This window comes from Methylobacterium oryzae (assembly GCF_021398735.1).
Taxonomy (GTDB): domain Bacteria; phylum Pseudomonadota; class Alphaproteobacteria; order Rhizobiales; family Beijerinckiaceae; genus Methylobacterium.
On record NZ_CP090349.1, the window covers coordinates 5,948,338 to 5,973,444 of the forward strand.

The 25,107-nt window shown below is 77.4% G+C and carries 6 protein-coding genes (1 of these 6 only partly in view); all 6 read left to right on the forward strand.

Annotated features, from left to right (window positions below):
• The first annotated feature begins 8 nt into the window (after positions 1–8).
• Tightly spaced (each overlapping or abutting the next), the 6 genes in view from LXM90_RS28395 to LXM90_RS28420 form a layout consistent with a single transcriptional unit that may run on beyond the window.
• On the forward strand, positions 9–992 hold the full coding sequence (locus tag LXM90_RS28395) for a TauD/TfdA family dioxygenase (RefSeq protein WP_020094342.1): 984 nt from the start codon (positions 9–11) through the stop codon (positions 990–992).
• The gene (locus LXM90_RS28400; RefSeq protein ID WP_020094341.1) at positions 992–2,689 is read left to right on the forward strand and encodes a cyclic peptide export ABC transporter; all 1,698 of its coding nucleotides are present in this window, start codon (positions 992–994) and stop codon (positions 2,687–2,689) included. Before LXM90_RS28395 ends, LXM90_RS28400 begins: the two co-directional genes overlap by 1 nt.
• On the forward strand, positions 2,686–7,170 hold the full coding sequence (locus tag LXM90_RS28405; protein WP_234081386.1) for a condensation domain-containing protein: 4,485 nt from the start codon (positions 2,686–2,688) through the stop codon (positions 7,168–7,170). The genes LXM90_RS28400 and LXM90_RS28405 overlap by 4 nt, the downstream gene beginning before the upstream one ends.
• Positions 7,167–10,322, forward strand: a complete 3,156-nt coding sequence (locus LXM90_RS28410; protein ID WP_234081387.1) for a non-ribosomal peptide synthetase — start codon at positions 7,167–7,169, stop codon at positions 10,320–10,322. Before LXM90_RS28405 ends, LXM90_RS28410 begins: the two co-directional genes overlap by 4 nt.
• Positions 10,319–21,865 carry a non-ribosomal peptide synthetase gene (locus tag LXM90_RS28415; protein WP_234081390.1) on the forward strand — a complete coding sequence of 3,849 codons (11,547 nt, stop codon included), beginning with the start codon at positions 10,319–10,321 and terminating at the stop codon, positions 21,863–21,865. Before LXM90_RS28410 ends, LXM90_RS28415 begins: the two co-directional genes overlap by 4 nt.
• On the forward strand, positions 21,862–25,107 hold the 5' end (the start) of the coding sequence (locus LXM90_RS28420) for a non-ribosomal peptide synthetase (RefSeq protein ID WP_234081391.1). 4,974 nt of this gene lie beyond the right edge of the window; only the first 3,246 of its 8,220 coding nucleotides appear in the window; the start codon lies at positions 21,862–21,864; the stop codon falls past the right edge of the window. Before LXM90_RS28415 ends, LXM90_RS28420 begins: the two co-directional genes overlap by 4 nt.

Sequence of the window (25,107 nt, forward strand, 5' to 3'; positions counted from 1 at the left end):
ATGTCACCATGGAGGACGCCGTGATGGAACTCGTGACCAAGCCCCTGCGGGACGAGGGTCCTCTGCCGCTCCTGGTCACGCCGCCGGAGGGCGCCGCGGGCGCGGCGCTCGCGGACGCGCTGCCGGCGATCCGGGCCGCGGCCGAGGCGCACCTCCACGCCGCGGGCGGCCTGCTGCTCCGCGGCTTCAGCCTCGACGGGCCCGACGCGTTCCGCAGCTTCGCGGCGGGCTTCGGCCACGACCTCCTGAGCTACGAGTTCGGCTCGACGCCGCGCAGCGCCGTGACCCAGGGGGTCTACACCTCGACCGAGTACCCGCCCCACCAGCACATCCCGCTGCACAACGAGCAGGCCTACGCCCGCGACTGGCCGATGAAGATCTGGTTCTACTGCCAGCAGGCGGCGCCCGAGGGGGGCGAGACGCCGCTGGCTGACAGCCGCGCCATCTACCGCGCCGTGCCCGAGCCGATCCGCGCGCGCTTCGCCGAGCGGGGCCTGATGTACGTGCGCAACTACGGCAACGGGCTCGACGTGGCCTGGGAGCAGGTGTTCGGCACGCAGGACCGAGGGGCGGTCGAGGCGTACTGCGCCGGCCACGGGATCACCTGCGAGTGGAAGCCGGACGGCGACCTCCGCACCCGGCAGGTCTGCCAGGGCACCGCCCGCCACCCCGAGACCGGCGAGCCGGTGTGGTTCAACCAGGCCCACCTGTTCCACGTCTCGAACCTCGAGCCGGAGGTGCGCGCGACCCTCCTCGACCTCGTCGACGAGCCGGACCTGCCGCGCAACGTCTACTACGGCGACGGCAGCCCGATCCCCGACGCGGATCTCGACGCGATCCGCGCCGTGCTCGCCGCGCACACCGTCGTCTTCCCCTGGCAGTCCGGCGACGTGGTGATGCTGGACAACATGCTGACCGCCCACGCGCGGACACCCTTCAAGGGCCCGCGCAAGGTCGTGGTGGCGATGGCGCAAGCCGGCCGCGCGCAGTGATGGCGGCGGCGTTCGCCTTCGCGGAGCCCGGGTCCGCGCCAGGGACCGCGCTGTGGCGCGCCCTCGCGCGGGGCGCCCGCGCCCGGCTCGTGCTGGCCGGCGCGGCGAGCCTCGTCGGCGGGATCGCCACGACGGGCCTGATCGTGCTCATCAACGGGGCGCTCCACGCGTCCGAGCCCGCCCGGGCCGACCGGGTCGCCGCCTTCGCGGCGACCGCCCTCCTCGCCTGCGCGGCGCTCGTCGTCTCGCGCGCCCTCTTCGCCGATCTCGGGCAGCGCGGGCTCGCCGATCTCCGGTCCGCGATCGCCGCGCGCGTCCAGGCCGCCGCGTTCGCGGATCTCGAGGCTGTGGGGAGCGCCCGGGTGCAGGCGCTGGTGACCGAGGACGCCAACCAGGTCGCCAACTTCCTCACGGCGCTGCCCGTGCTCGTCACCAACTGCGCGGTGGTCGCGGCGACCCTCGCCTATCTCGGCTATCTGTCGTTCCCCCTGTTCCTGGCCTCGGCCCTCACGATCGCCCTGGGGGCCGCGGGCTACTCCGCCTGCTACGGCCGCGTCACGCGCCACCTCGCCCGGGCCGGGGCGGAGCAGGACCGCCTCGTCGGACATTTCCAGGCGCTGCACGGCGGCGCCAAGGAGCTGCGCCTCAACCGGGAGAAGGGGCGCCACTTCCTCGACGCGGTCCTGGCGACCGCGATCGCCCGCGTCGCCGACCACCGCCGGCGCGGCCTCGCCCTCCTCGCGCTGGCGGCGGGCTGGGGCCGCATCCTGTTCCTGGCCCTGATCGGGCTCGCGCTGTTCGTCCCCGGGACCGGCGCGCAGAGCCAGGCGGTGACGACCGGGTACGTCATCGCCCTGCTCTACCTGATGGGGCCGCTCGAGGCGGTGCTGAACACGATGCCGCTCGTCAACCTCGCCCGCGTCGGCGCGCGGCGGATCGAGGCGGCCTTCGCCGAGCTGCCGCCCGAGCCGGTCGGCGATCCGGGGACAGGCCCGGCCGCGCCCCGGCGCGACGCCACCGTGACCCTGCGGGGCGTGACCCATCACCGGGCCGATCCGCAGACCGGCGACCGCTTCGACCTTGGCCCGGTCGACCTGACGCTGCGCCCCGGGGAGATCACCTTCCTGGTCGGCGGCAACGGCTCCGGCAAGACCAGCCTCGCCCGGGTGATCGCCGGCCTGCACCCGCCGACCGGCGGGACGCTGTGCCTGGACGGCCGCCCGGTGGCGGGCGCGGCCCTCGCCGGCTACCGCGCGCACGTCGCGGCCGTCTTCTCCGATTTCCACCTGTTCGAGACGCTGCTCGGCCGGCCGGACGCCGCGCGCGAGGCGCAGGCGCGCGCGTGGCTGGCGCGCCTCGGCCTCGACGGCCGCGTCAGCCTCCGGGACGGGGTCTTCTCGACCCGCGATCTCTCGACGGGCCAGCGCAAGCGGCTCGCCCTCCTCGTCGCCTGCCTGGAGGACCGGCCCGTCATGATCTTCGACGAGTGGGCCGCCGACCAGGATCCCGACTCCCGGGCGGCCTTCTACGAGACGCTCCTCCCGGAGCTGGCCGCCGAGGGCCGGACGATCCTCGTCGTCACCCACGACGACCGCTGGTTCGACCGGGCCGACCAGGTCGTGAAGCTCGAGCGCGGCCTCGTGGTGGAGCACCGCGCCGCCCCGCCGCGCGGCCGCCAGGCGGGAGCCGGCGCGTGAGCCTGCACGAGAGCCTGCACGTGGGCCGCGCGCACCGCGCGCCGTCGCCCCACCGGCCCGCGCCGGACGACAGCCTCGTGGCGATCCTGCGGGCGCGGGCGGCCGCCACGCCCGACCGGCTGACCCTGCGCTTCCTCACGGACGGGCGCGCGGTCGGGGCGTCCCTCGACTACGCGGAACTCGACCGGCGGGTCCGCGCCCTCGCGGCGCGCCTCCAGCGCGACGCCGAGCCCGGCGCGCGGGCGCTCATCGCCCTGCCGAGCGGACCGGACTACGTCGTGGCGTTCTTCGCCTGCCTCTACGCGGGCCTCGTCGCCGTGCCCTCCTTCCCGCCGGAGACGCGGGATCCGCACCACGCGGCCCGCCTCGCCCTGATGATCGCCGACATGGCACCGCGCCACGTCCTGACCGATCGGGCGAACCGCGAGACCGTGGCGGCGACCTGCGCGGGCAGCTCCGTGGGGGCGATCGTCTGCGTCGACGCGGTCGGCAGCGCCGGGGCGGAGACGTGGCGGCCGGTCCCGTGCCCGCCCGACACCCTCGCCTTCCTGCAGTACACGTCGGGCTCGACCGCGAATCCCAAGGGCGTCGAGGTCACGCACGGCAACATCGTCGCCAACGCCCGCTGGCTCGCCGAGGCGATCGCGCCCGGCCCGGACGACGTCTTCGTCTCCTGGCTGCCCCTCTACCACGACATGGGCCTGATCGCGGGGCTGATCGAGCCGATCTTCGCCGGCGCGCCGCTCGTGCTGATGAGCCCGCAGGCCTTCCTCGCCCGGCCCGCCTCGTGGCTCGAGGCGATCGGCGCGCATGGCGGCACGATCAGCGGCGGCCCGGACTTCGCCTACCGGCTGGCCTGCGAGCGCGTCGGCGCCGCCGCGCTGGCGGGGCTCGACCTCGCCGGGTGGCGCGTCGCCTACAGCGGTGCCGAGCCGATCCGGCCCCGGACCCTCACCCGCTTCGCCGAGCGCTTCGCCCCGGCGGGCTTCGCGCCGACGGCGCTCAGCCCCGCCTACGGCCTCGCCGAGGCGACCCTCCTCGTCGCGGCCAAGCCCCTGGGCACGCCGTGGCGCCGGCTGAGCGTGGCGCCGGCGGCGCTGGCGGCCGGCCGCGCCGTCGCCGACGAGGCCGGCACCGCCCTCGCGGGCAGCGGCCGGCCGGTCCGGCCCGAGCACCTGCGGATCGTCGACCCGCGCACGGGCCTCCCCTGCCCCGACGGGACGGTCGGCGAGATCTGGCTCAGCGGCCCCTGCGTCGCGCGCGGCTACTGGAACAACCCGGAGGCGACCCGCGCGACCTTCGTGCCCCGCGACGGCGCGACCTGGCTGCGGACCGGGGACCTCGGCTTCCTGGACGGCGGCGAGCTCTTCGTCACCGGGCGCGCCAAGGACCTCATCATCCTGCGCGGCCACAACGTCTATCCGCAGGACGTGGAGACGGCAGTCGAGGCGCGCGTGCCGGCTCTCCGCCCGGGGCGGGTCGCGGCCTTCGCGGTCGAGGGCCCGGCGGGCGAGGCGATCGGGATCGCCGCCGAGATCGGCCGGAGCGCCGCCGCCCGCGCGCCGGAGATCGCCGCCGCGGTCGACGCCGCGCTGGCGGAGGTGCTGGCCGAGCCGGCGGAACTCGTGGCCCTGCTGGCGCCGGGCACCCTGCCCAAGACCACGAGCGGGAAGCTCCGGCGCGGCGCGTGCCGGGACGGCCTCGCGGCCGGCGACCTCACCCCCCTCCACCTCTACCGGCGCCCGCAGGGTGCCCCGGCGCCGGATGAGCCGCCCCGGAGCGCGACGGAGCGCGCCCTCGCGGCGATCTGGTGCGATCTCCTCGGCCTGGACGAGGTCTCGCGCGGGCGCGGTTTCCTGGAACTCGGCGGCCACTCGCTCCTGGCGATGCGCGCCGTCGACCGCGTCCGCGCCGCCTTCGGGGTCGCCCTGCCGCTGCGCGACCTGTTCGCGGCCCCGACCCTCGCCGACCTCGCGGCGCGGATCGACGCGCTGCCCCGCGACGCGGTGCCAGCGCCCGCGCTCCTGCCGAATGCGGGCCCGCCCCTGCTGTCGCTCGGCCAGCAGCGGCTCTGGCTGGCCGAGCGGCTCGGCGACCCGGCCGGGCGCGGCGCCTACGTCATGGTCGGACATATCCGGTTCGGAGGCCCGCTGGATCCCGACCGGCTCGCCGCGGCCCTGCGCCGGGTCGTCGCCCGGCACGCCGTGCTGCGGACCGGCTATCCGACCGGCGAGGACGGCCTTCCGGAGCCCCGGATCGCCGAGGCGGTCGCCCTCGACGTGCCCGTCGACGACCTCACCGGCCTCGATCCGGGCGCCCGCGAGGTCCGGGTCGCCGCGTGCGAGGCCGCGGAGGCCGCCGCGCCGTTCGACCTCGCCGTGCCGCCGCTCCTGCGCGCCCGGCTCCTGCGCCTGGCCGCCGACGATCACCGCCTCGTCCTGGCCCTCCACCACCTCGTCGGCGACGGCTGGTCGGTCGGCGTGCTGCTCTCCGAACTCGGGGCCGCCTATCGCGGCGCGGAGGCGCCGCCCCTCCCCGTCCAGTACACGGATTTCGCGCGCTGGCACCGGGCGGCCGTGGAGCGCGCGGCGGCGGCCGAGACCGCGTTCTGGCGCGGGCACCTCGCGGAGGTGCCCGCCCTGCTGCCCCTGCCGACCGACCGGCCGCGGCCGGCGGTCCCGTCGCAGGCCGGCGGCTCCGTCCGCTTCGAACTGCCGGGGCCGCTGGTCGTCCGTCTGGCGGAGCTGGGCCGGGCGCGCGGCGCCTCGCCGTTCGTCGTGCTGCTCGCGGGCTTCCAGGCCCTGCTCCATCGGCTGAGCGGGGCCGAACGCTTCGTGGTCGGCACCGACGTCGCGGGCCGGCCGCACCCCGAGCTGGCCGGGCTGATCGGCTTCTTCGTCAACGTGCTGCCGATCCGGGCGCGCCTCGACGGCGCCCCGTCCTTCGCCGCGCTGATCGAGCGCGTCCGCGAGGACGTCCTCGCCGTCTTCGAGCACGCCACCCTGCCCTTCGACCGGATCGTCGACGCCCTCGACATCCCGCGCGCCCGCGCCCGGCCACCCCTCGTCCAGGCCCTGTTCGTGATGCAGAACGCGCCGCCCGGCGATTTCGGTGTCCCGGGGCTCGCGGCCGAGGCCCGGGCGGCCAGCGCGCACGGCTCGAAATTCGAGATGGCGCTCTTCCTCGACCCGCCCGCGCCGGGGGGCGGGATCGCGGCCGAGTGGGTCTTCGCCACGGCCCTGTTCACCCCCGAACGCGTCGCGCGCCTCGCGGAGGCCTACGCGACCCTGCTCGCCGCCGCAGCCGCCGCGCCCGCGGCCCCGCTCCCGACCCTGCTGCCCGGCCTGCCCGACCTTCTGCCCGCGCTCCCGCCCTCACGAGACCCGGAGGACCCCGTCATGTCGAACACCGCCCCGTCGCTCCCGCGCACCGGCCGCCTGGAAGCGAAGCTCGACAAGCTCAAGGGACTGGGCGCCGGCAAACCCGCCGCCGCCGCGGGCGAGCCGGCCCGCCTCTCGACCCTGGCGCCCGGGCGCGACTTCCCCCTCGTGATCGAGCCGCTGTCGGCCGACGTCGACGCGGTGGCCTGGGCGACCGCCCAGCGCGACTGGGTCGAGGGCAAGCTGCGCCGCCACGCCGGCCTGCTGCTGCGCGGCTTCGGCATCGCGACCCCGCAGGAATTCGAGGCCTTCGCCGAGGCGCTCCAGCCCGGCCTCTACGGCGGGTACGGCGACCTGCCCAAGAACGAGGGCGGGAAGAACACCTACCGCTCGACGCCCTACCCCGAGCGGGAGATGATCCTCTACCACAACGAGAGCAGCCACCTGCATGCCTGGCCGCGCAAGCAGTGGTTCTTCTGCCAGCAGCCGTCGCCGGTGGGCGGCGCGACGCCCATCGTCGACTGCCGCGCGCTGTACCGGCAGCTGCCGCCGGCGATCGCCGACCGCTTCGAGCGCCTGGGGCTGATCTACGTCCGCACCTTCACGGAGCGCTTCGACGTCGACTGGCGCCGGTTCTTCCACACCGAGGATCGCGCGGCCGTGGAGGCGCGCTGCCGGGCCGAGGGCGTCGACTTCGCCTGGCTCGACGCGGACACGCTCCAGACCCGCACGCGCTGCCCGGCGGTGATCACCCACCCGCTGACCGGCGAGAAGTCGTTCTTCAACCAGGTGCAGCTGCACCACCCGCGCTGCCTCGACCCCGAGGTGCGCGCCGACCTCCTCGGCCTCGTGGGGCCGGAGCGGATGCCGCGCGACGTGCTCTACGGCGACGGCACGCCGATCGAGGACGCGGTGATGGACGAGGTCGGCCGCCTCTACGAGGCGATCGCCGTGCGCTTCGACTGGCGCCCCGGCGACGTCGTGATGCTCGACAACATGCTCGCCGCCCATGCCCGCGACCCCTACGAGGGGCCGCGCCGGATCGTCGTCGCCATGGGCGACATGGTCGAGCGCGGCGCGGTCACGGGAGCGGCGGCATGACCGGCGCGGCGATGACCGGCGCGGCGATGACCGGGGCGCCGGCCTCCCTCGCGGCGCCGACCCGGGCGCTGACCCCCGAGCAGCGCGCCTGCCTCGACGCGGCCGGCGCCGCGCCGAGTCTCGTGGCCGAGATCGACCTTCCCGGGCCGGTCGAGGCGGACCGCCTCCGCCGCGGCCTCGCCGCGGTCGCCGCCCGCCACGACGTCCTGCGCACCGCCTTCGTGCGCGAACCGGGCTTCCGCGGCCTGCGGCAGGCCGAGGCCGGCGCGCCCGCTATCCCGCTCGATACCGGCGCGCCGCAGGGAGACGTCGGGACCGTCGGCCTCGCGCCGGAGCGCGGCCAGACCCTCGCGGCCGTCCTCCTGCCGGGCGCGACGCCGCGGCTGCGCCTCGTCGCCAGCGCCCTCGCGGTCGATGCCGGCAGCCTCGACCGCGTCCTGTCGGAGGTCGCGGCCGCCTGCGCGGACGACGCGGCACCCGGCGCCGATCCCGAGGCCGCGACCTACGCCCAGTACGCGGAGTGGCGCGAGGCGGTCGCCGCCGACGACGCGGACGGCGAGGGCCAAGCCTACTGGCGGGACCAGATCGGCGCGGGCGCGGCGCCCCTCCGGCTGCCCTATCGCCGCGGGGCGGCCGCCGACGCGGTGGAGGAGCCGGCCGCCGCGATCCGGCTGAGTCGGGCCGTCGACGCCGCCGTCACGGACGCCTTCGCGCGGGCGTTGGCCCGGCCGGACCTCGCCGCGGCCGGCGCCGAGGCCGTGCTCCAGGCCGCGTGGTGGCTGCTCGTGGCGCGCCTCGCCGAGCGGACGGAGATCCTCGGCGGCTGGGCGCACGATTGCCGGCGCGACTACGCGGTCTTCGCCGGCACGGTCGGCGTCTTCACCAAGACGCTGCCCCTGCGCCTCGTCCTCCCGCCGGAGACCAGCGTCTCGGAGGCCGCGGCCGGTCTCGCCGCGCGGCTCGACGAGCACCGCGCCTTCCAGGAACTCTGCCCCCTCGACGCGGCCGGCGGCGACCGCCGCCCCGCGGTCGGCTTCGCGCTCGCGGCTCAGGGGGCCGCGCAGGACCGGCTCCTGCCCGGACCCGCCGGGTTCGAGCTCTGCCTGGAGCCGGCCCTCGACGCGGAGGGGCACCTCGCCGCGCTGACCTTGCACGCCGACCCGCGCCGCTACGCGGTGGAAGCCCTGGAGACCCTGCTCGATCAGGTCGAGACGCTGCTCGCCCGCCTGCCCGCGAAGGCCGCGACGCCCTTCGCGACCTACCCGCTCGTCGGCGCGCGCGAGGAGGTGCGCCTGCGCGCCTTCGGCCGCCCGGCCGCCCGCGCCCTGCCGGCGGAGACCCTTCCGGTCCTCGTCGCCCGCCACGCGGCGACGGCGCCGGACGCCCCCGCCCTCGCCGGCGCTGGCCGCACCCTGTCGTACGCCGCGCTGGAGGATCGCGTCGCGCGCCTCGGCGCCTGGTTCGCCGCGCGCGGCGTCGGTCCCGAGCGCGTCGTCGCCCTGGACCTGCCGCGCTCCGTCGACCTCGTGGTGGCGATCCTCGCGGTCTGGCGCGCGGGGGGCGCCTACCTGCCCCTCGACCCGGCCTGGCCGCAGGCCCGCCGCGACCGCCTGATCGCGCTCGCCCGGCCCGCGCTGACCGTCGCGCTCGCGGCCGACCCCGCGGCCGGCCGGCACGCCCTCGGGGCGATCCTCGACGGCCTCGGTGAGGCCCGGCACCCCGCCGAGGCCCGGGACCCCTCCGACATGGCCTGCCTGCTCTTCACCTCCGGCTCGTCCGGGACGCCGAAGGGCGTGGTGATCGAGCACGCCCAGATCCGCGCCTACGCGGAGGCCGTCATCGACGCCCTCGACCTGTCCGGTTACGGGCGCTTCGCGCTGACCTCCACGGTGGCGGCCGACCTCGGCAACACCATGCTGTTCGCGGCGCTGCGCCTCGGCGCCTGCCTCGTGGTCGCCGACGAGGCCGAGATGGCCGACGGCCCGGCCTTCGCGCGCTTCCTGCGCGGCAACGCCGTCGCCTGCGCGAAACTGGTCCCGTCCCACCTCGCCGCCCTCCTCGACGGCGTCGAGGACCCCGCGCTGCCCGCCCTGCTGGTGCTCGGCGGCGAGCCGACGCCGGCCGCCCTGGTCCGGCGGATCCGGGCGGCGGCGCCGACGACGCGGATCGCCAACCATTACGGTCCCACCGAGGCCTGTGTCGGCGTGCTGGTGCATCCGGACGCGGCCACCGCGCCGCCGGACGAGAGCCTGCCGCTGAGCCGCGTGCTCGCCGGCAGCGAGGCCTACATCCTCGACGCGGCGGGCGCGCTCGCGCCGACCGGCGCGGTCGGCGTGCTCCACCTCGGGGGCGCCCAGATCTGCCGCGGCTACCTCCCGGGCACGGAGGCCGGCGGCGCGGGCGCGTTCTCGCCCAACCCCTTCGGAGCGGGGCGGCTCTACCGCACCGGCGACCGGGCCCGCCTGCTGCCCGGCGGCCGCCTCGTGCTCGCCGGGCGGGCCGACGACCAGATCAAGCTGCGCGGCCACCGCGTCGAGCCGGGCGAGGTCGAGGCCGCGCTGGCGGGCCTCGCCGGCGTGAGCCAGGCGGCGGTGCGCCCGTTCACGGGGCCGGACGGCGCGACCGGGCTCGCGGCCTACGTGGTCGCCGACCCCGAGCGGACACCCGCCGCGCTCCTCGCGGCGCTGGCCGAAACCCTGCCCGCCGCATGGCTGCCCGCCCCGATCCTGCGCCTCGACAGCCTGCCGCGGCTGGCCAACGGCAAGATCGACCGCGCCGCCCTGCCCCGTCCGGACGTTCATCCGGACGCGGACACGGGCGTCCCGCCCCGCACGGCGCTCGAGACCGTGCTCACCGACGCCATGGCGGAGCTGCTGGGCCTCCCGGCGGAGCGCCTCGGCGCCGCGGGCGACTTCTTCGCGGCCGGCGGCAACTCACTCCTCGTCATCAAGCTGACGGCGCGCATCCGCAAGCTGCTCAAGGTCGAGATCCCCCCGAGCCTGGTCTTCGACCACAGCACGCCCGCGACCCTCGCGGCGGCGCTCGGCACCTACGCCCCGCCGGACGCGATCGAGGAGACGGCGAGCCTGCGCCTGGAACTCGCCGGCCTGAGCGAGACCGAGCGCGCCGGCCTCGCCGGGGTGGGCGCGTGACCGGGGTCGGCGCGCGCGACGCGGCGCGGCAAGCGGCCCTCGCCCGCCTGCTGCGGGAGGACGCCGAGGCAGCCGACGGCATCCCGCGGCACGCCGGCGGCCCGGCGCCCCTGTCGTTCCCGCAGGCGCGGCTCTGGTTCCACCAGCGCTACGACCCGGAGAGCCCGGCCTACCACTCGGCCCGGGCCTTCCGCCTCACCGGCCCCCTCGACGTCCCGGCGCTCGAGGGCGCGTTCCGGAGCCTGATCGCCTGTCACGACGTCCTGCGCACGGCGCTGGCGGATACCGCCGACGGCCCGCGCCAGATCCTGCACCCGCACGTGCCGTTCGAACTCGAGCGCGTCCCGGCCCTCGACGGTGACCCGGGCGCGGCGCTGCGCGCCCTGAGCCGCCGCCCCTTCGATCTCACCCGCGCGCCGCCGCTGCGCGCGGTCCTGTCGGAGGCGGATCCGGCGGGCGGGCGCGTCCTCCTCGTGGTGATGCACCACATCGCGGTGGACGCGTGGTCGACGGCGCGGCTCTTCCGGGATCTCGCGCAGGCCTACCGCGCGGCCCTCGCCGATCCCGCGCGGATCGGGCAGCCGCTGCCCGCCCCGCGCCTGCGCTTCGTGGATTTCGCCGCGTGGCAGCGCGCCCGGTTCGACGGCGCGGCCGGGTCCGCGGCGATCGCGCGCGGGCGCCGCTACCTCGGCGACGCCGTCCCGGCCCTGGACCTGCCCCTCGACTATCCCCGCCAGCCCCTGGCGAACCGCCCGGGCGGGCGGGTCGACTTCACCCTGCCCGCCGATCTCGCCGGCGCGGTGGCCGTGTTCTGCCGGTCGCAGGCGTGCCCGCCCTTCGTGGCGCTGCTGGCGGCGTGGCAGGTGCTGCTCGCCCGCCTGAGCGGCCAGACGGACTTCGCCGTCGGCGTGCCGAACGCCGCCCGCACCCGCCCCGAGCTGCAGGACCTCGTCGGCTTCCTCGTCAACACGCAGGTCTACCGCGTCCGCCTCGATCCGCGCGGGAGCTTCCGCGATCTCTGCGCGCGGCTGCGCGGCGAGGCGATGGCGTTCCTGGCCGAGGACGACGTCCCCTTCGAGCGCCTCGTGGCGGAGACCGGGATCGCGCGCGACGCCGCGACCACGCCGGTCTTCCAGGCGGCGTTCAACTTCCGCCCCAGCCGGGATGCCACCCCCCTCGACCTCGCGGGGGTCGCGGCGGCGCGGATCGACGTCGACGTGGCGAGCGCCAAGTTCGACGTCGCCCTCGACGTCGCCGCCGACGGGACCGGCATCGATTGCCAGCTCGAGTACGATGCCGGCCTGATCGCGGACGCCACCGCCCGGCATTGGCGCGACGGGTTCCTCACCCTGCTGCGCGCCCTCGTCGCGGCGCCAGACCGGCCCCTCCACGCGGCGAGCACGCTCACGGCCTCCGACCGGGCGGTGATCGGCTCGGCGAACGCGACCGCCCGGGCTTATCCGGACGGCGCCGGCGACGTCCTCGCCGCCTTCGCAGGCCATCTCGCGCAAGACCCGGACGCGATCGCGGTGACCGACGCCCGGACCAGCTTGACCCGCGCCGGCCTCGACGCCCGCGCCACCGCCATCGCCCGACGCCTCGCCCGCGCCGGCGCCCGACCCGAGCGAGTCGTCGGACTCCTCCTCGAGCGCACCTGCGACCTGCCCGCCGCCTGGCTCGCCGTCCTCAGGACCGGCGCCGCCATCCTCCCCCTCAACCCCGAACTGCCCGCAGCCCGCCTCGCCGCCCTCGCCGCAGAGGCCGACCTCCTCCTCACCCAGCCCGAACTCGCCGACCAGCACCCCGCCCTCGCCGACGCCGCAGGGCGAGCGCCCCTCGTCCTCGACGCCGATCCGGATACCGATCCGGATACCGATCCGGATACCGACGCGGACGACGACAGCGCCCGGCCCGTCCGGACCCGCACCCGCGCCCCCCACCCGGACGCGCTCGCCTACGTCCTGCACACCTCCGGCTCCACCGGCACCCCCAAGGCCTGCGCCAACACCCACGCCGCCCTCGCCAACCGCCTCGCCTGGATGGCCGACCACCTGTGCGTCGGTGCCCACGACACCATCCTGCACAAGACCCCCGTCTCCTTCGACGTCGCCGTCTGGGAGATCCTCCTGCCCCTCGTCACCGGCGCACGCCTCGTCCTGGCGCCCCCCGGCGCCCACCGCGACCCCGACGCCATCGCCCGCCTCATCGGCCGGCACGCCGTCACCCTCCTGCACTTCGTGCCCGCCCAGCTCTCGGCCGCCCTCGCCGCCGGCGCCCTCGACGACACCGCCAGCCTCACCCGACTGGTCGCCAGCGGCGAGGCCCTGCCGCCCGACCTCGCCCGCGCCGTCGCCGCCCGCACCGGCGCACGGGTGCACAACCTCTACGGACCCGCCGAGGCCGCCATCGACGTCACCGCCTGCGACGTCGCAGCCTGGGACAGCACTTGCGCAGATGGGCCCGTCCCCGGCCCGCGCGTGCCGATCGGCGCGCCCATCGCCAACCTGCGCCTGCACGTCCTCGACGACGCCCTCCACCCGGTGCCGGTCGGCGTCGTCGGCGAGCTCTACATCGGCGGGCTCGGCCTCGCCCGGGGCTACCGCGGCCAGCCCGGCCTGACCGCCGCGCGCTTCGTGCCCGACCCGGAGGCCGGGCGCGGCGGCGCGCCGGCCGGGGCGCGGCTGTACCGCACCGGCGACCGGGCGGCGTGGCGGGCGGACGGGCAGCTCGACTATCGCGGGCGGGCGGACGATCAGGTCAAGATCCGCGGCCAGCGCGTGGAGCCGGGCGAGGCGGCCGCCGCGCTGCGGGCGCTGCCGGGTGTCGCCGAGGCGGCGGTGGTCGCCCGTCCCGGTCCGGACGGGGGGCTGCGGCTGGTGGGCTACGCGGTGCCGGCGGCCGGCGGCGCGCTCGACGAGCCCGCGCTGCAGCGGGCCCTGGCCGACACGCTGCCCGACGCGCTGCGCCCCGCCCGCATCCTCGCCCTGCCCGCCCTGCCGGTCTCCGCCAACGGGAAGCTCGACCCAGGACGGCTCCCCGAACCCGACTGGGCGGGCGCGGACGCCGCGGGCGGCAGCACCGGCTTCGATCCGCCGCGCGGTCAGACCGAGACGCGCCTCGCCGCCCTCTGGGCCGGCGTGCTCGGCCTCGACGCCCGACGCCTGTCGCGCCGGGACAGCTTCTTCGAGCGCGGCGGCGACTCGATCCTCGCCCTCCAGCTCGTCGCCCGCGCCCGGGAGAGCGGCCTCGCGCTGACGCCGCGGGACGTCTTCACCCACCCGCGCCTCGCCGCCCTGGCGGCGCATCTCGACGCGGCCCCGGACAGCGCGGCCGCGCCGGCCCCCCAGGTCGACCCGGCGCGCGAGGCCGGTCCGGTTCCCCTCACCCCGATCCAGCGCCGGTTCCTCGACGGCCCCGTCCCGAACCGGCAGCACTGGAATCAGGCGATCGTGCTCGCGCCCCGGGCACCCCTCGACCCGGGCCGCCTCGCTGAGGCCCTCGCGGCCGTCGAGGCCGCCCATCCCGCGCTGCGCCTGCGCTTCGCGCGGGACGCGCACGGGGCCTGGACCCAGACCTGCCGGGCACCGGGGCAGGAGCCCCCGCTGTGGCGGCGCGCGGCGGACGGTGCGCCGGCCTTCGCGGCCCTCGCCGCGCAAGCCCAGACGAGCCTCGACCTCGCCGAAGGGCCGGTCTGGCGGGCCGTACACGTCACCCTGCCGGCGGACGGGACCGAGCGCCTCCTCCTCGTCGCCCACCACCTCGTGGTCGACGCCATGTCGTGGCGCATCCTGATCCAGGACCTCGCGGCGGCCCTCGCCGGGCGGCCGCTCGCGCCCCCGCCGACGAGCTTCCCGGGCTGGGCCCGCAGCCTCGACGTCCTGGCCCGGCACCCCGGACATGCCGGGCGCCGCGAATCCTGGCTGGCCGGCTGGCAGGCCGGGGGGCCGTGCCTCGATGCCGCGTTGCGGCCGGTCCGGCCCGACGCCCCCAACGTCGAATCCGCCCAGACTGAGATCGCCGACAGCCTCGACGCCGACGCCACCGACGCCTTCCTGCGCCGGGCCGGTCGGCCCTACAGCGCCCGTCCCGACGAGATCCTGCTCACCGCCCTGTCGATCGCGCTGGTGCGGCGCGGCGACGGGACGGCGGTGGGCGTGACCCTCGAGCGCCACGGTCGCGATGCCGACGCCCTGGCCGACGCGCTCGCCGAACCCCTCTCAGAACCCTTCCCCGAACCCCTCTCCGACGCGCAGGACGGCCCGACCCTGCCCCGCCACGACCTGAGCCGGACGGTGGGCTGGTTCACCACGCTGGTGCCGCTGCGGCTCGACCCCCTCGGCGGCGAACCGGACCTGCCGCCGGACGACGACGCCCGCATGCTCGCCCTCGGCCGCGCCCTCTGCCGGGTCAAGGAAGCCCGCCGCGCCCTGCCCCAGCCCGACCTCAGCCACGACCTCCTGCGCCACGGCCCCGTCGCGGACCTGCGCCACCGCATCGCCGCGGCACCCGAGCCCGGCATCCTCCTCAACTACCTCGGCCAGATCGACGCCGACCGCGCCGACCCCGACGCGCCCTTCGCCCTCGCCCCCGAGAGCGCGGGGCCCATGCGCGACCCCCACAGCCCCGCCGGCGCCGAGCTCACCCTCACCGCCCTCGTGCGCGACGGCCGCCTCCACCTCGCCTGGCGCTTCAGCCCCGACCGCCACGATGCCGCCGCCATCGCCGCCATCGCCCGCGACACCCGGCACACCCTCGAAGCCCTCGTTGCCCACTGCGCCGATCCGCGAACCCCGCGCCGGCCCACCCCCGCCGACCTGCCCCTCGCCCGCCTCGACCAACCCGGCCTCGACACACTCCTGGCCGACGCCCGCGCGGCCGGTACCCTCGACCCCGACAGCCTCGCCGACCTCTACCCGCTCACCCCCCTGCAGGAGGGCCTGCTCTTCCACGCCCGCCTCGCCCCCGGGGACGCGGCCTACCGCAACCAGGTCCGCCTCGACCTCGAACCCCTCGATCCCGACCGCTTCGCCCGCGCCGTCCGCGCCACCCTCGAGCGCCACGACGTCCTGCGCACCGCCATCCTCGACCCCGCCGACGGCCCGCCCCTCCAGGCCGTCCTCGACCCCGTGCCCCTACCCCTCGCACGCCTCGACTGGACCGGGGCGCCGTCGAGCCAGGATGCGCCGCACGAGGACGCCCCGGACGAGGATGCCCGCGCCGACCGCCTCACCGACCGCCTCGCCGCCCTGGCCGCCGAGGAGCGCGCCCGGCCCTTCGACCTCGCCCGGGCCCCGCTCCTGCGCCTCGTCCTGGTCCGCACCGGACCGGACCGCCACCACCTCGTACTCACCGTCCACCACCTGATCCTCGACGGATGGAGCACTGCACGCCTCGTCGCCGAGGTGCTCGCCCGCTACCGCGGAGAGGAACCCGAGCCCGTCACAGGACGCTTCGCCGACTATCTCGCCTGGCTCGCCCGCCAGCCGCGGGCCGCCGCCGAGCGCTTCTGGCAGCACGCCCTCGCCGGCCTCGACGCCCCCACCCGCCTCGCCGACACCTTCGACCCGCCCGGCACGCCCGGCGCCCGCGACGGACAGCGCCCGCCCGGCCACGGCGAGGTCCGGCACCGGGTGCCGCCCGCCGCCGCCGGGCGGCTGCTCGCCCGCGCCCGGGCCGCGCACCTCACCCTCAACACCTGCGTCCAGGCCGCCTGGGCCCGGCTCGTGGCCGCCCGCACCGGGCAGGCGCGGGTCGCCTTCGGCACGACCGTGGCCGGGCGCCCGGCCGACCTGCCCGGGGCCGAGACCGTGCTCGGGCTGTTCATCAACACCCTGCCGGTGGTCATCGACCTCGACCCGGCCCGGCCCCTCGGCGCTTGGCTGGCGGGCGTGCAGGAGGCCGGTCTCGGCCTGCGCGAGCACGGCCACCTGCCCCTGGCCGCCATCCAGCGCCTCGCCGGCCCCGCGGGCACGGGCACGGCCACAGGGACGGGCGGCCTGTTCGACAGCCTCGTGGTGTTCGAGAACTACCCCGTCGACGCCGCCCTCGCCGCCGCGCGCCACGGCCGGGACGGCGACGGAAACGGGGACGGGAACGGCGACGCTGCCGACCCGCACGCCTTGCGTCTCGGCCCGGCCATCGTCGCCGAGACCACGCACTACCCCGTCACCCTCGTGGTCCACCCGGAGGCCGGCCCCGACGGGACGCGGCTGGCCCTGCGCCTGAGCTACGCCGCCGACCGCCTCGCGCCCGCGGATGCCGAGGCGCTGCTCGCCGCCTTCGTGGCCCAGCTCGCCGCCCTGGCGGAGGCCGACCCGGCAACCCCGCTCGGGGCACTGCCGCCGCCGCTGCCCGAGCGCGACCGGGCGGTGATCGGCTCGGCGAACGCGACCGCGCGGGCCTACCCGAACGGCGCCGGCGACATCCTCGCCGCCTTCGCAGACCACCGCGCGCAAGACCCGGACGCCCCGGCCGTCACAGACGCCCGGACCAGCCTGACCCGCGCCGGCCTCGACGCCCGCGCCACCGCCATCGCCCGACGCCTCACCCGCGCCGGCGCCCGACCCGAGCGAGTCGTCGGACTCCTCCTCGAGCGCACCTGCGACCTGCCCGCCGCCTGGCTCGCCGTCCTCAGGACCGGCGCCGCCATCCTCCCCCTCAACCCCGAACTGCCCGCAGCCCGCCTCGCCGCCCTCGCCGCAGAGGCCGACCTCCTCCTCACCCAGCCCGAACTCGCCGACCGACACCCCGCCCTCGCCGACGCCGCAGGGCGAGCGCCCCTCGTCCTCGACGCCGATCCGGATACCGATCCGGATACCGATCCGGATACCGATCCGGATACCGACGCGGACGACGACAGCGCCCGGCCCGTCCGGACCCGCACCCGCGCCCCCCACCCGGACGCGCTCGCCTACGTCCTGCACACCTCCGGCTCCACCGGCACCCCCAAGGCCTGCGCCAACACCCACGCCGCCCTCGCCAACCGCCTCGCCTGGATGGCCGACCACCTGTGCGTCGGTGCCCACGACACCATCCTGCACAAGACCCCCGTCTCCTTCGACGTCGCCGTCTGGGAGATCCTCCTGCCCCTCGTCACCGGCGCACGCCTCGTCCTGGCGCCCCCCGGCGCCCACCGCGACCCCGACGCCATCGCCCGCCTCATCGGCCGGCACGCCGTCACCCTCCTGCACTTCGTGCCCGCCCAGCTCTCGGCCGCCCTCGCCGCCGGCGCCCTCGACGACACCGCCAGCCTCACCCGACTGGTCGCCAGCGGCGAGGCCCTGCCGCCCGACCTCGCCCGCGCCGTCGCCGCCCGCACCGGCGCGCGGGTGCACAACCTCTACGGACCCGCCGAGGCCGCCATCGACGTCACCGCCTGCGACGTCGCAACCTGGGACAGCGCCTGCGATGGCGCCTGCGACGGCGCAAGCGACAGCGCCTGCGCAGATGGGCCCGTCCCCGGGCCGCGCGTGCCCATCGGCGCGCCCATCGCCAACCTGCGCCTGCACGTCCTCGACGACGCCCTCCACCCGGTGCCGGTCGGCGTGGTCGGCGAGCTCTACATCGGCGGCCGCGGCCTCGCCCGGGGCTACCGCGGCCAGCCCGGCCTGACCGCCGCGCGGTTCGTGCCCGACCCGGAGGCCGGGCGCGGCGCGCCGGCCGGGGCGCGGCTGTACCGCACCGGCGACCGGGCGGCGTGGCGGGCGGACGGGCAGCTCGACTACCGCGGGCGGGCGGACGATCAGGTCAAGATCCGCGGCCAGCGCGTGGAGCCGGGCGAGGCGGCCGCCGCGCTGCGGTCGCTGCCGGGCGTGGCCGAGGCGGCGGTGGTCGCCCGTCCCGGTCCGGACGGGGGGCTGCGGCTGGTGGGCTACGCGGTGCCGGCGGCCGGCGGCGCGCTCGACGAGCCCGCGCTGCAGCGGGCCCTGGCCGACACGCTGCCCGACGCGCTGCGCCCCGCCCGCATCCTCGCCCTGCCCGCCCTGCCGGTCTCCGCCAACGGGAAGCTCGACCCAGGACGCCTCCCCGAACCCGACTGGGCGGGCACGGGTCGGCGCGGGCCGCGCACCGCGCGCGAGGCGGCCGTGGCGCAGGCCTTCGCGCAGGTGCTCGGCCTCGACGGGGTCGGGATCGACGACGGCTTCTTCGACCTCGGCGGCCACTCGCTGCTCGCCACGCGCCTCGTCAGCCGGCTGCGCGCGGCGCTCGGCGTCGAGCTGCCGCTGCGCGCCGTGTTCGAGGCCCCGACGGTCGCGGCGCTGAGCGGGTGGATCGCCGCGGTCGGCGGCGACGCGGCAGGACGCGCCGGCCCCGCGCGCCTACCCCTCGGCGCGCGCCCGCGGCCGGATGTCGTCCCGCTCTCCGCGGCCCAGACCCGGATGTGGCTGCTGTCGCGGATCGACGGCGCGCATCCCTACACCATCCCGATCGCGCTCCGCCTCACGGGCCCGCTCGACGCCGACGCGCTACGCGCGGCCCTCGCCGACGTGGTCGCGCGCCACGAGAGCCTGCGGACCCGCATCGTCGCGATCGACGGGGCGCCGGCGCAGCAGGTCCTGCCGCCCGACGCGGCGCGGCCCGGCCTCGATCTGTGCGCGGCGGACCCGGAATCGTGGCCGGACGCGCTGTCCGCGGCGGCGCGCGCGCCCTTCGACCTGGCCGTTGACCTGCCGATCCGCGCGCGGCTGTACCGGTTCGGCCCGGACGCGCACGGGCTCCTCCTCCTGATCCACCACGTCGCCGCCGACGGCTGGTCGCTGACTCCGCTGATGCGCGATCTCGCGGCGGCCTACGCGGCGCGGTGCCGCGGCGCGGCGCCGGAGCGCCCGGCCCTACCGGTGCAGTACGCGGACTACGCGCTCTGGCAGCGCGACCGTCTCGGCGACGAGGCCGACCCGGACAGCCTGATCGCCCGCGAGATCGGCTACTGGCGCGCGCAGCTCGCGGGGCTGCCCGAAGGCCTCGCGCTGCCCACCGACCGGCCGCGCCCGGCGACGGCGAGCCACCGCGGGCGGCGCGTGCCCCTCGCCCTCGGGCCGGATCTCCACCGCGCGCTGGCGGATCTCGCGCGGCGCGAGCGGGCGAGCCTCTTCATGGTGCTCCAGGCCGGCCTGTCGGCGCTCCTGACCCGCCTGGGCGCGGGCGAGGACATCCCGCTCGGGAGCCCGATCGCGGGCCGCACGGACGAGGCCCTCGACGGCCTCGTCGGCTGCTTCGTCAACACGCTCGTGCTGCGGACCGACACGTCCGGCGACCCGAGCGGGCGCGACCTCGTGGGGCGGGCCCGCGCCGTCGCGCTCGAGGCCTACGCGCACCAGGACGTGCCCTTCGAGCGCCTCGTGGAAGTGCTGAACCCGCCGCGCTCGCTCGCGCGCCACCCCCTATTCCAGGTCATGCTGGCGCTTCAGGACGGCGTGCCGGATTCGTTCGATCTGGCCGGCCTGCGCGCCGTCCCGGATCCGGTCGGTTCCGGGGCCGCGCGGTTCGACCTCGCCTTCGACCTCGTCGAGCGGCGCGGGGCCGACGGGACGGAGGCGGGCGTCGTCGGCCACCTCGAATACGCCACGGACCTCTTCGAAGAAGCCGGCGCGATCCGCCTCGCGGACCGGTTCGCGCGGCTGCTCGCGGTTCTGGCGGCCGCGCCGGACCGGGCAATCGGGGATCTCGACCTGTTCGAGGCCGGCGAGCGGCGGCAGGTCCTGACGGACTGGAACGCGACGGCGCGGGCGGTGCCGCCCGAGACCCTGCCGGCCCTCGTCGCCGCGCAGGCGGCCCGCACGCCGGAGGCCGTCGCCCTGGTGGCCGGTTCGGAGGTGCTGCGCTACGCGGAGCTCGAGGCCCGCGCCAACCGGATCGCCCACGCGCTCATCGCCCGCGGGATCGGACCGGAGGACATCGTGGCGGTGGTGCTGCCGCGCGGGCCGGACCTCGTCGCGGCGCTGCTGGGCGTGCTCAAGGCCGGGGCGGCCTACCTGCCGCTCGACCCGGGCTACCCCGCGGAGCGGCTCGCCCTCATGCTGGCCGATGCCCGGCCCGCCGACCTCGTGACCGTCGACGGGTGGCCGCGGCCGGACGGCCTGCCCGCCCTGGTGCTCGACGCCCCGGACGGGCGCGCGGCGCTCGCGGCCGCGCCGGCCCGCGCGCCGACCGACCGGGACCGGGCGCGCCCGCTCGTGCCGGCCCATCCCGCCTACGTGATCTACACGTCCGGCTCCACGGGCCGGCCGAAGGGGGTCGTGGTCCCGCATGCCGGCCTGACCAACCTGCTGCACGACCTCGTCGATCGCCTCGGCGTGACGCCGGCGGACCGGCTGCTCGCCGTGACCACGGTCGGCTTCGACATCGCGGGCCTCGAACTGTTCGGGCCGCTCCTCCGCGGCGCGCGCGTGGTGCTGGCCGGGCGGGACGACGTGCTCGATCCCGGGCGTCTGGCGCGGCTCGTCCGCGAGGCGGGCATCACGCTCATGCAGGCCACGCCGACGCTGTGGCGCGGCCTCGCGGAGACGGACGCCCTGCGCGGCGTGCGGGTGCTGGTGGGCGGCGAGGCGCTGCCGCCCGACCTCGCGGGCGCCCTGAGCGCGCGGGCGGCGCGGGTCACCAACCTCTACGGCCCGACCGAGACCACGATCTGGTCCACGGCGGCCGAGATCGTGCCCGGCGCGGAGGCCGTCACCGTCGGCGCGCCCCTGTGGAACACGCAGGCCTACATCCTCGACGGCGGCCTGCGGCCGGTCCCGCCGGGCACGGTCGGCGAACTCTACCTCGCGGGCGCCGGGCTCGCCCGCGGGTACCTCGGGCGGCCGGGGCTCACGGCCGAGCGCTTCGTCCCCTGCCCCTTCGGGCCGCCCGGCGCGCGCATGTACCGGACCGGCGACCGCGCGCGCTGGCGCGCGGACGGGGCCCTCGACTACCGCGGCCGCGTCGACCACCAGGTGAAGATCCGCGGCGTGCGCATCGAGCCCGGCGAGGTCGAGGCGGCGCTGATCGCGCAACCCGGCGTCGCGCAGGCCGTCGTGACCGCGCGGCAGGACCGGCCCGGCGACGCGCGGCTGGTGGCCCACGTCGTCCCCGGCCCCGGGGCGACGCTCGACCCCGCGGAGCTGCGCCAGGCGCTCGCCGCGACGCTGCCGGACGCGATGGTGCCCGCGGCCGTCGTGACGCTCGATGCCCTGCCGCTGACCCCCAACGGCAAGGTCGACCGCGCCGCCCTGCCGGCGCCGGAGCCGGTCGCCGACCCGGCCGCCGACCCGCCGCGGACCGGGACGGAGCGCCGCCTCGCCGCTGCCTGGGCCGAGGTGCTGAACCTCCCCTCGATCGGGCGCGGCGACAACTTCTTCGCCCTGGGCGGGCACTCGCTCCTCGTCGCCCGGGTCGTCGCGCGCCTGAGTGAGGCGCACGGCATCGCCCTGCCCCTGCGCGCCGTCTTCGAAGCGCGCACCCTGGCGGATCTCGCGGTCGCGATCGACGGCCGGGACGCGGGTGGCGCGGACGCCGACATCGACGCGATGAGCGACCTCCTCGACGCGCTGGAACACGCCGAATGACCGACACCGGCCCCTCGCGGGAGGACCAGCTGCGCGCCCTGGCGGCGCGCTTCTCCGCGCTGCCCGACGGCAAGCGCCGCCGGTTCGTGCAGGACCTCGCCGCGCGCGGCCTCGACGCGGACCGCCTGCCGATCCTGCCCGCGGAGGGCGGCGACGCGGGACCGCTCTCCGACGCGCAGCGCCGGTTCTGGCTCCTCTGGCAGCTCGACCCGGAGAGCCCCGCCTATCACATCGTCGGCGCGCTGCGCCTGACCGGTCCGCTCGACCCCGAGGCGCTGGACCGGGCGTTCGCCGGCGCCGTCGCCCGTCACGCGGGCCTGCGCGCGCGCTTCCCCCTGCGCGACGGGGAGCCGGTGCAGCAGGTCGACCCGGCGGGCACGTTCGCGATGGCCCGCCACGACCTGACCGGCTGCGACGCGGCCGAGGCGCGGGCGCGCCGCGCCGCGATCGAGGCGGCCGTCGAGCGGGCGCCCTTCGACCTCGCGCGCGGGCCCCTGCTGCGCGCCGCCCTGGTGCGCGAGGCGCCGGACCGGCACGTCGTCTTCCTGACCCTGCACCACATCGTCGGCGACGCCGTATCGATGGACCTGCTGATCGACGCGGTCGCCGCCGGCTACGGATCCGACGCGTCGGAGAGCGCGGCCCCTGCCATCACCTACGCGGATTACGCCGCCTGGCAGGCGCGGATGCTGGACGCGGGCGCCCAGGCCGCGAGTCTCGGGTTCTGGACGGAACTCCTCGGCACGGAGCACCCCGTCCTCGCCCTGCCCGCCGACCGGCCGCGCCCCGACGTGCCCAGCTTCACCGGGGAGACGCTGACCTTCCCGCTGCCGCCCGCGACCGCGGCGGGCATCCGCGCCCTGGCCCGCCGCGGCGGCGCGACCGCGTTCCACGTCCTCGCCGCCGGCTTCGCGATCCTGCTCCAGCGCCTCGGCGGCGAGCGCGCTCTCCGCCTGGGCGTGCCGGTGGCGAACCGCGCCCGGCCCGAGACCGCGGGCGTGATCGGCAGCTTCGCCAACACCCTAGTGCTGCCCTTCGCGTTCGACCCGCTGGACAGCTTCGCCGCGTGCGTGGAGGCGACGCGGGCGCTCCTCGTGGAGGCCCAGGCCCATCAATCCGTGCCGTTCGAGCGGCTCGTGAGCGCCCTGAGCCCCGACCGGCATCCAGGCCGCAATCCCCTGTTCCAGGCGATCGTCCAGCACCTGCAGGAGCGCCCGCTCGCCACGATCCGCCTCGGCGACCTGTCGGTCGAGCGCGTCCCCCGCGCCACCGGCAGCGCCCACGTGGATCTCGGCCTGACCACGCTGGAGGACGCGCAGGGCGGCTTCACCGCGCACCTCACCTACGCCCGCGACCTGTTCGACGCGGCCACCGTCGCGCGCTGGCGCGACCATTTCCTGACCCTGCTGGGCAGCCTCGTCACGGCGCCGGACGCGCCGATCCACGGGGCGCCCTTGCTCACACCGGGCGAGATCGCGCGGCTGAACCCGCCCTCCGCGCCGTCCGAGGTCGACGGGCAGCCCGTTCACGTGACCATCGCGGGGTTCGCGCGCACGGACCCCGAACGGACCGCGGTGATCTTCGCCGATCGCGCCACGAGCCGCGGCGCGCTGGACGCCGAGGCGGACCGCCTCGCGCACCGTCTCGCCGAGGCCGGCATCGGCCCGGACACGGTCGCCGCCGTGATGCTGCCCCGCTCGCCCGGCCTGCTCGCCGCCTATCTCGGCGTGCTCAAGGCGGGCGGCGCCTACCTGCCGCTCGGGCTCGATCTCCCGGACGCGCGGATCGCCGCGATGGTCGCCGACAGCGGCGCGCGCGTCCTCGTCACGGATCGCGCCCATGCCGGCCGCGGGCCGGCCGCGGTCCCGCGGATCCTGATCGACGCGGACGCGCCGGACGCGGGCGCGGGGCCTCCACCCCCGGTGGCGCTCCACCCGGAGAACCTCGCCTACCTGATCTACACCTCCGGCTCGACGGGGAAGCCGAAGGCGGTGGCGGTCGCGCACGGCCCGCTCGCGATGCACGTCCGCGCGACCGCGCCGCTCTACGAGATGGACGCGGACTCCCGCGAGTTCCACTTCATCACCTTCAACTTCGACGGCGGGCACGAGCGCTGGCTGACGGCGCTCGCCTGCGGCGCCAGCCTCGTGCTCCGCGACGACGCGCTCTGGTCGCCGGCGGAGGTGTTCGCGGCGTTCCGCCGGCACGGCGTGACGAATGCCGGCTTCCCGCCGAGCTACGTCCGAGAACTGACGCGCTGGGCCGAGCAGGAGGGCGGCGCGCCGACCCTCGATCTGCTCTCCTTCGGCGGCGAGGCGATGCCGCGCGACGAGCTCGCGCGCGTCAACCGCGCCCTCGGGCCGCGCCGCCTCATCAACGGCTACGGGCCGACCGAGACCGTGGTGACGCCGCTCGTCTGGAAGGTCCCCGCCGGCACGACCTGCGACACGCCCTACGCGCCGATCGGCAGCCCGGTGGGCGACCGGACGGCCTGGGTCCTCGACGACGCGCTGCACCCGGTGCCGGTGGGGGTGGTGGGCGAGCTCTACATCGGCGGCACCGGCCTCGCCCGCGGCTATCTCGCACGCCCCGGCCTGACCGCCGAGCGCTTCGTGCCCGACCCGTTCGGAAGGCCCGGCGCGCGCCTCTACCGCACCGGAGACCGCGCCGCCCGCCGCCCCGACGGCGCCCTCGACTACCGCGGACGCGCCGACGAGCAGGTCAAGATCCGCGGCCAGCGCGTCGAGCCCGGCGAGGTCGCCGCCGCCCTGCGCGCGCAGCCCGGCATCGCCCAGGCCGCCGTCCTCGCCCGCCGCAAACCCGACGGCCCCGCGCGGCTCGTGGCCTACGCGGTGCCGGCGCCGGGCGCGCACCCCGACCCGCAGGAGCTGCGCCGCGCCCTGGCCCGTGACCTGCCCGACGCCCTGGTGCCGGCCGCGATCGTCCTGCTCGACGCCCTGCCGCTCTCGACGAGCGGCAAGCTCGACGCCCGCGCCCTGCCCGAGCCCGACGCGGACGTGCCCGCCCGAGACGCCGACCCGCCGCGCACGGCGACCGAGCGGCGCCTCGCCGATCTCTGGGCCGCGGTGCTCGGCCTGCCCGGGCCCGACGCCGTCGCCCGCTCCGACACCTTCTTCGAGCGCGGCGGCGATTCCATCCTCGCCCTCCAGCTCGTCACCCGCGCCCGTCAGGCCGGCCTGACGCTCACCCCCCGCGACGTGTTCACCCACCAGAGCCTCGCC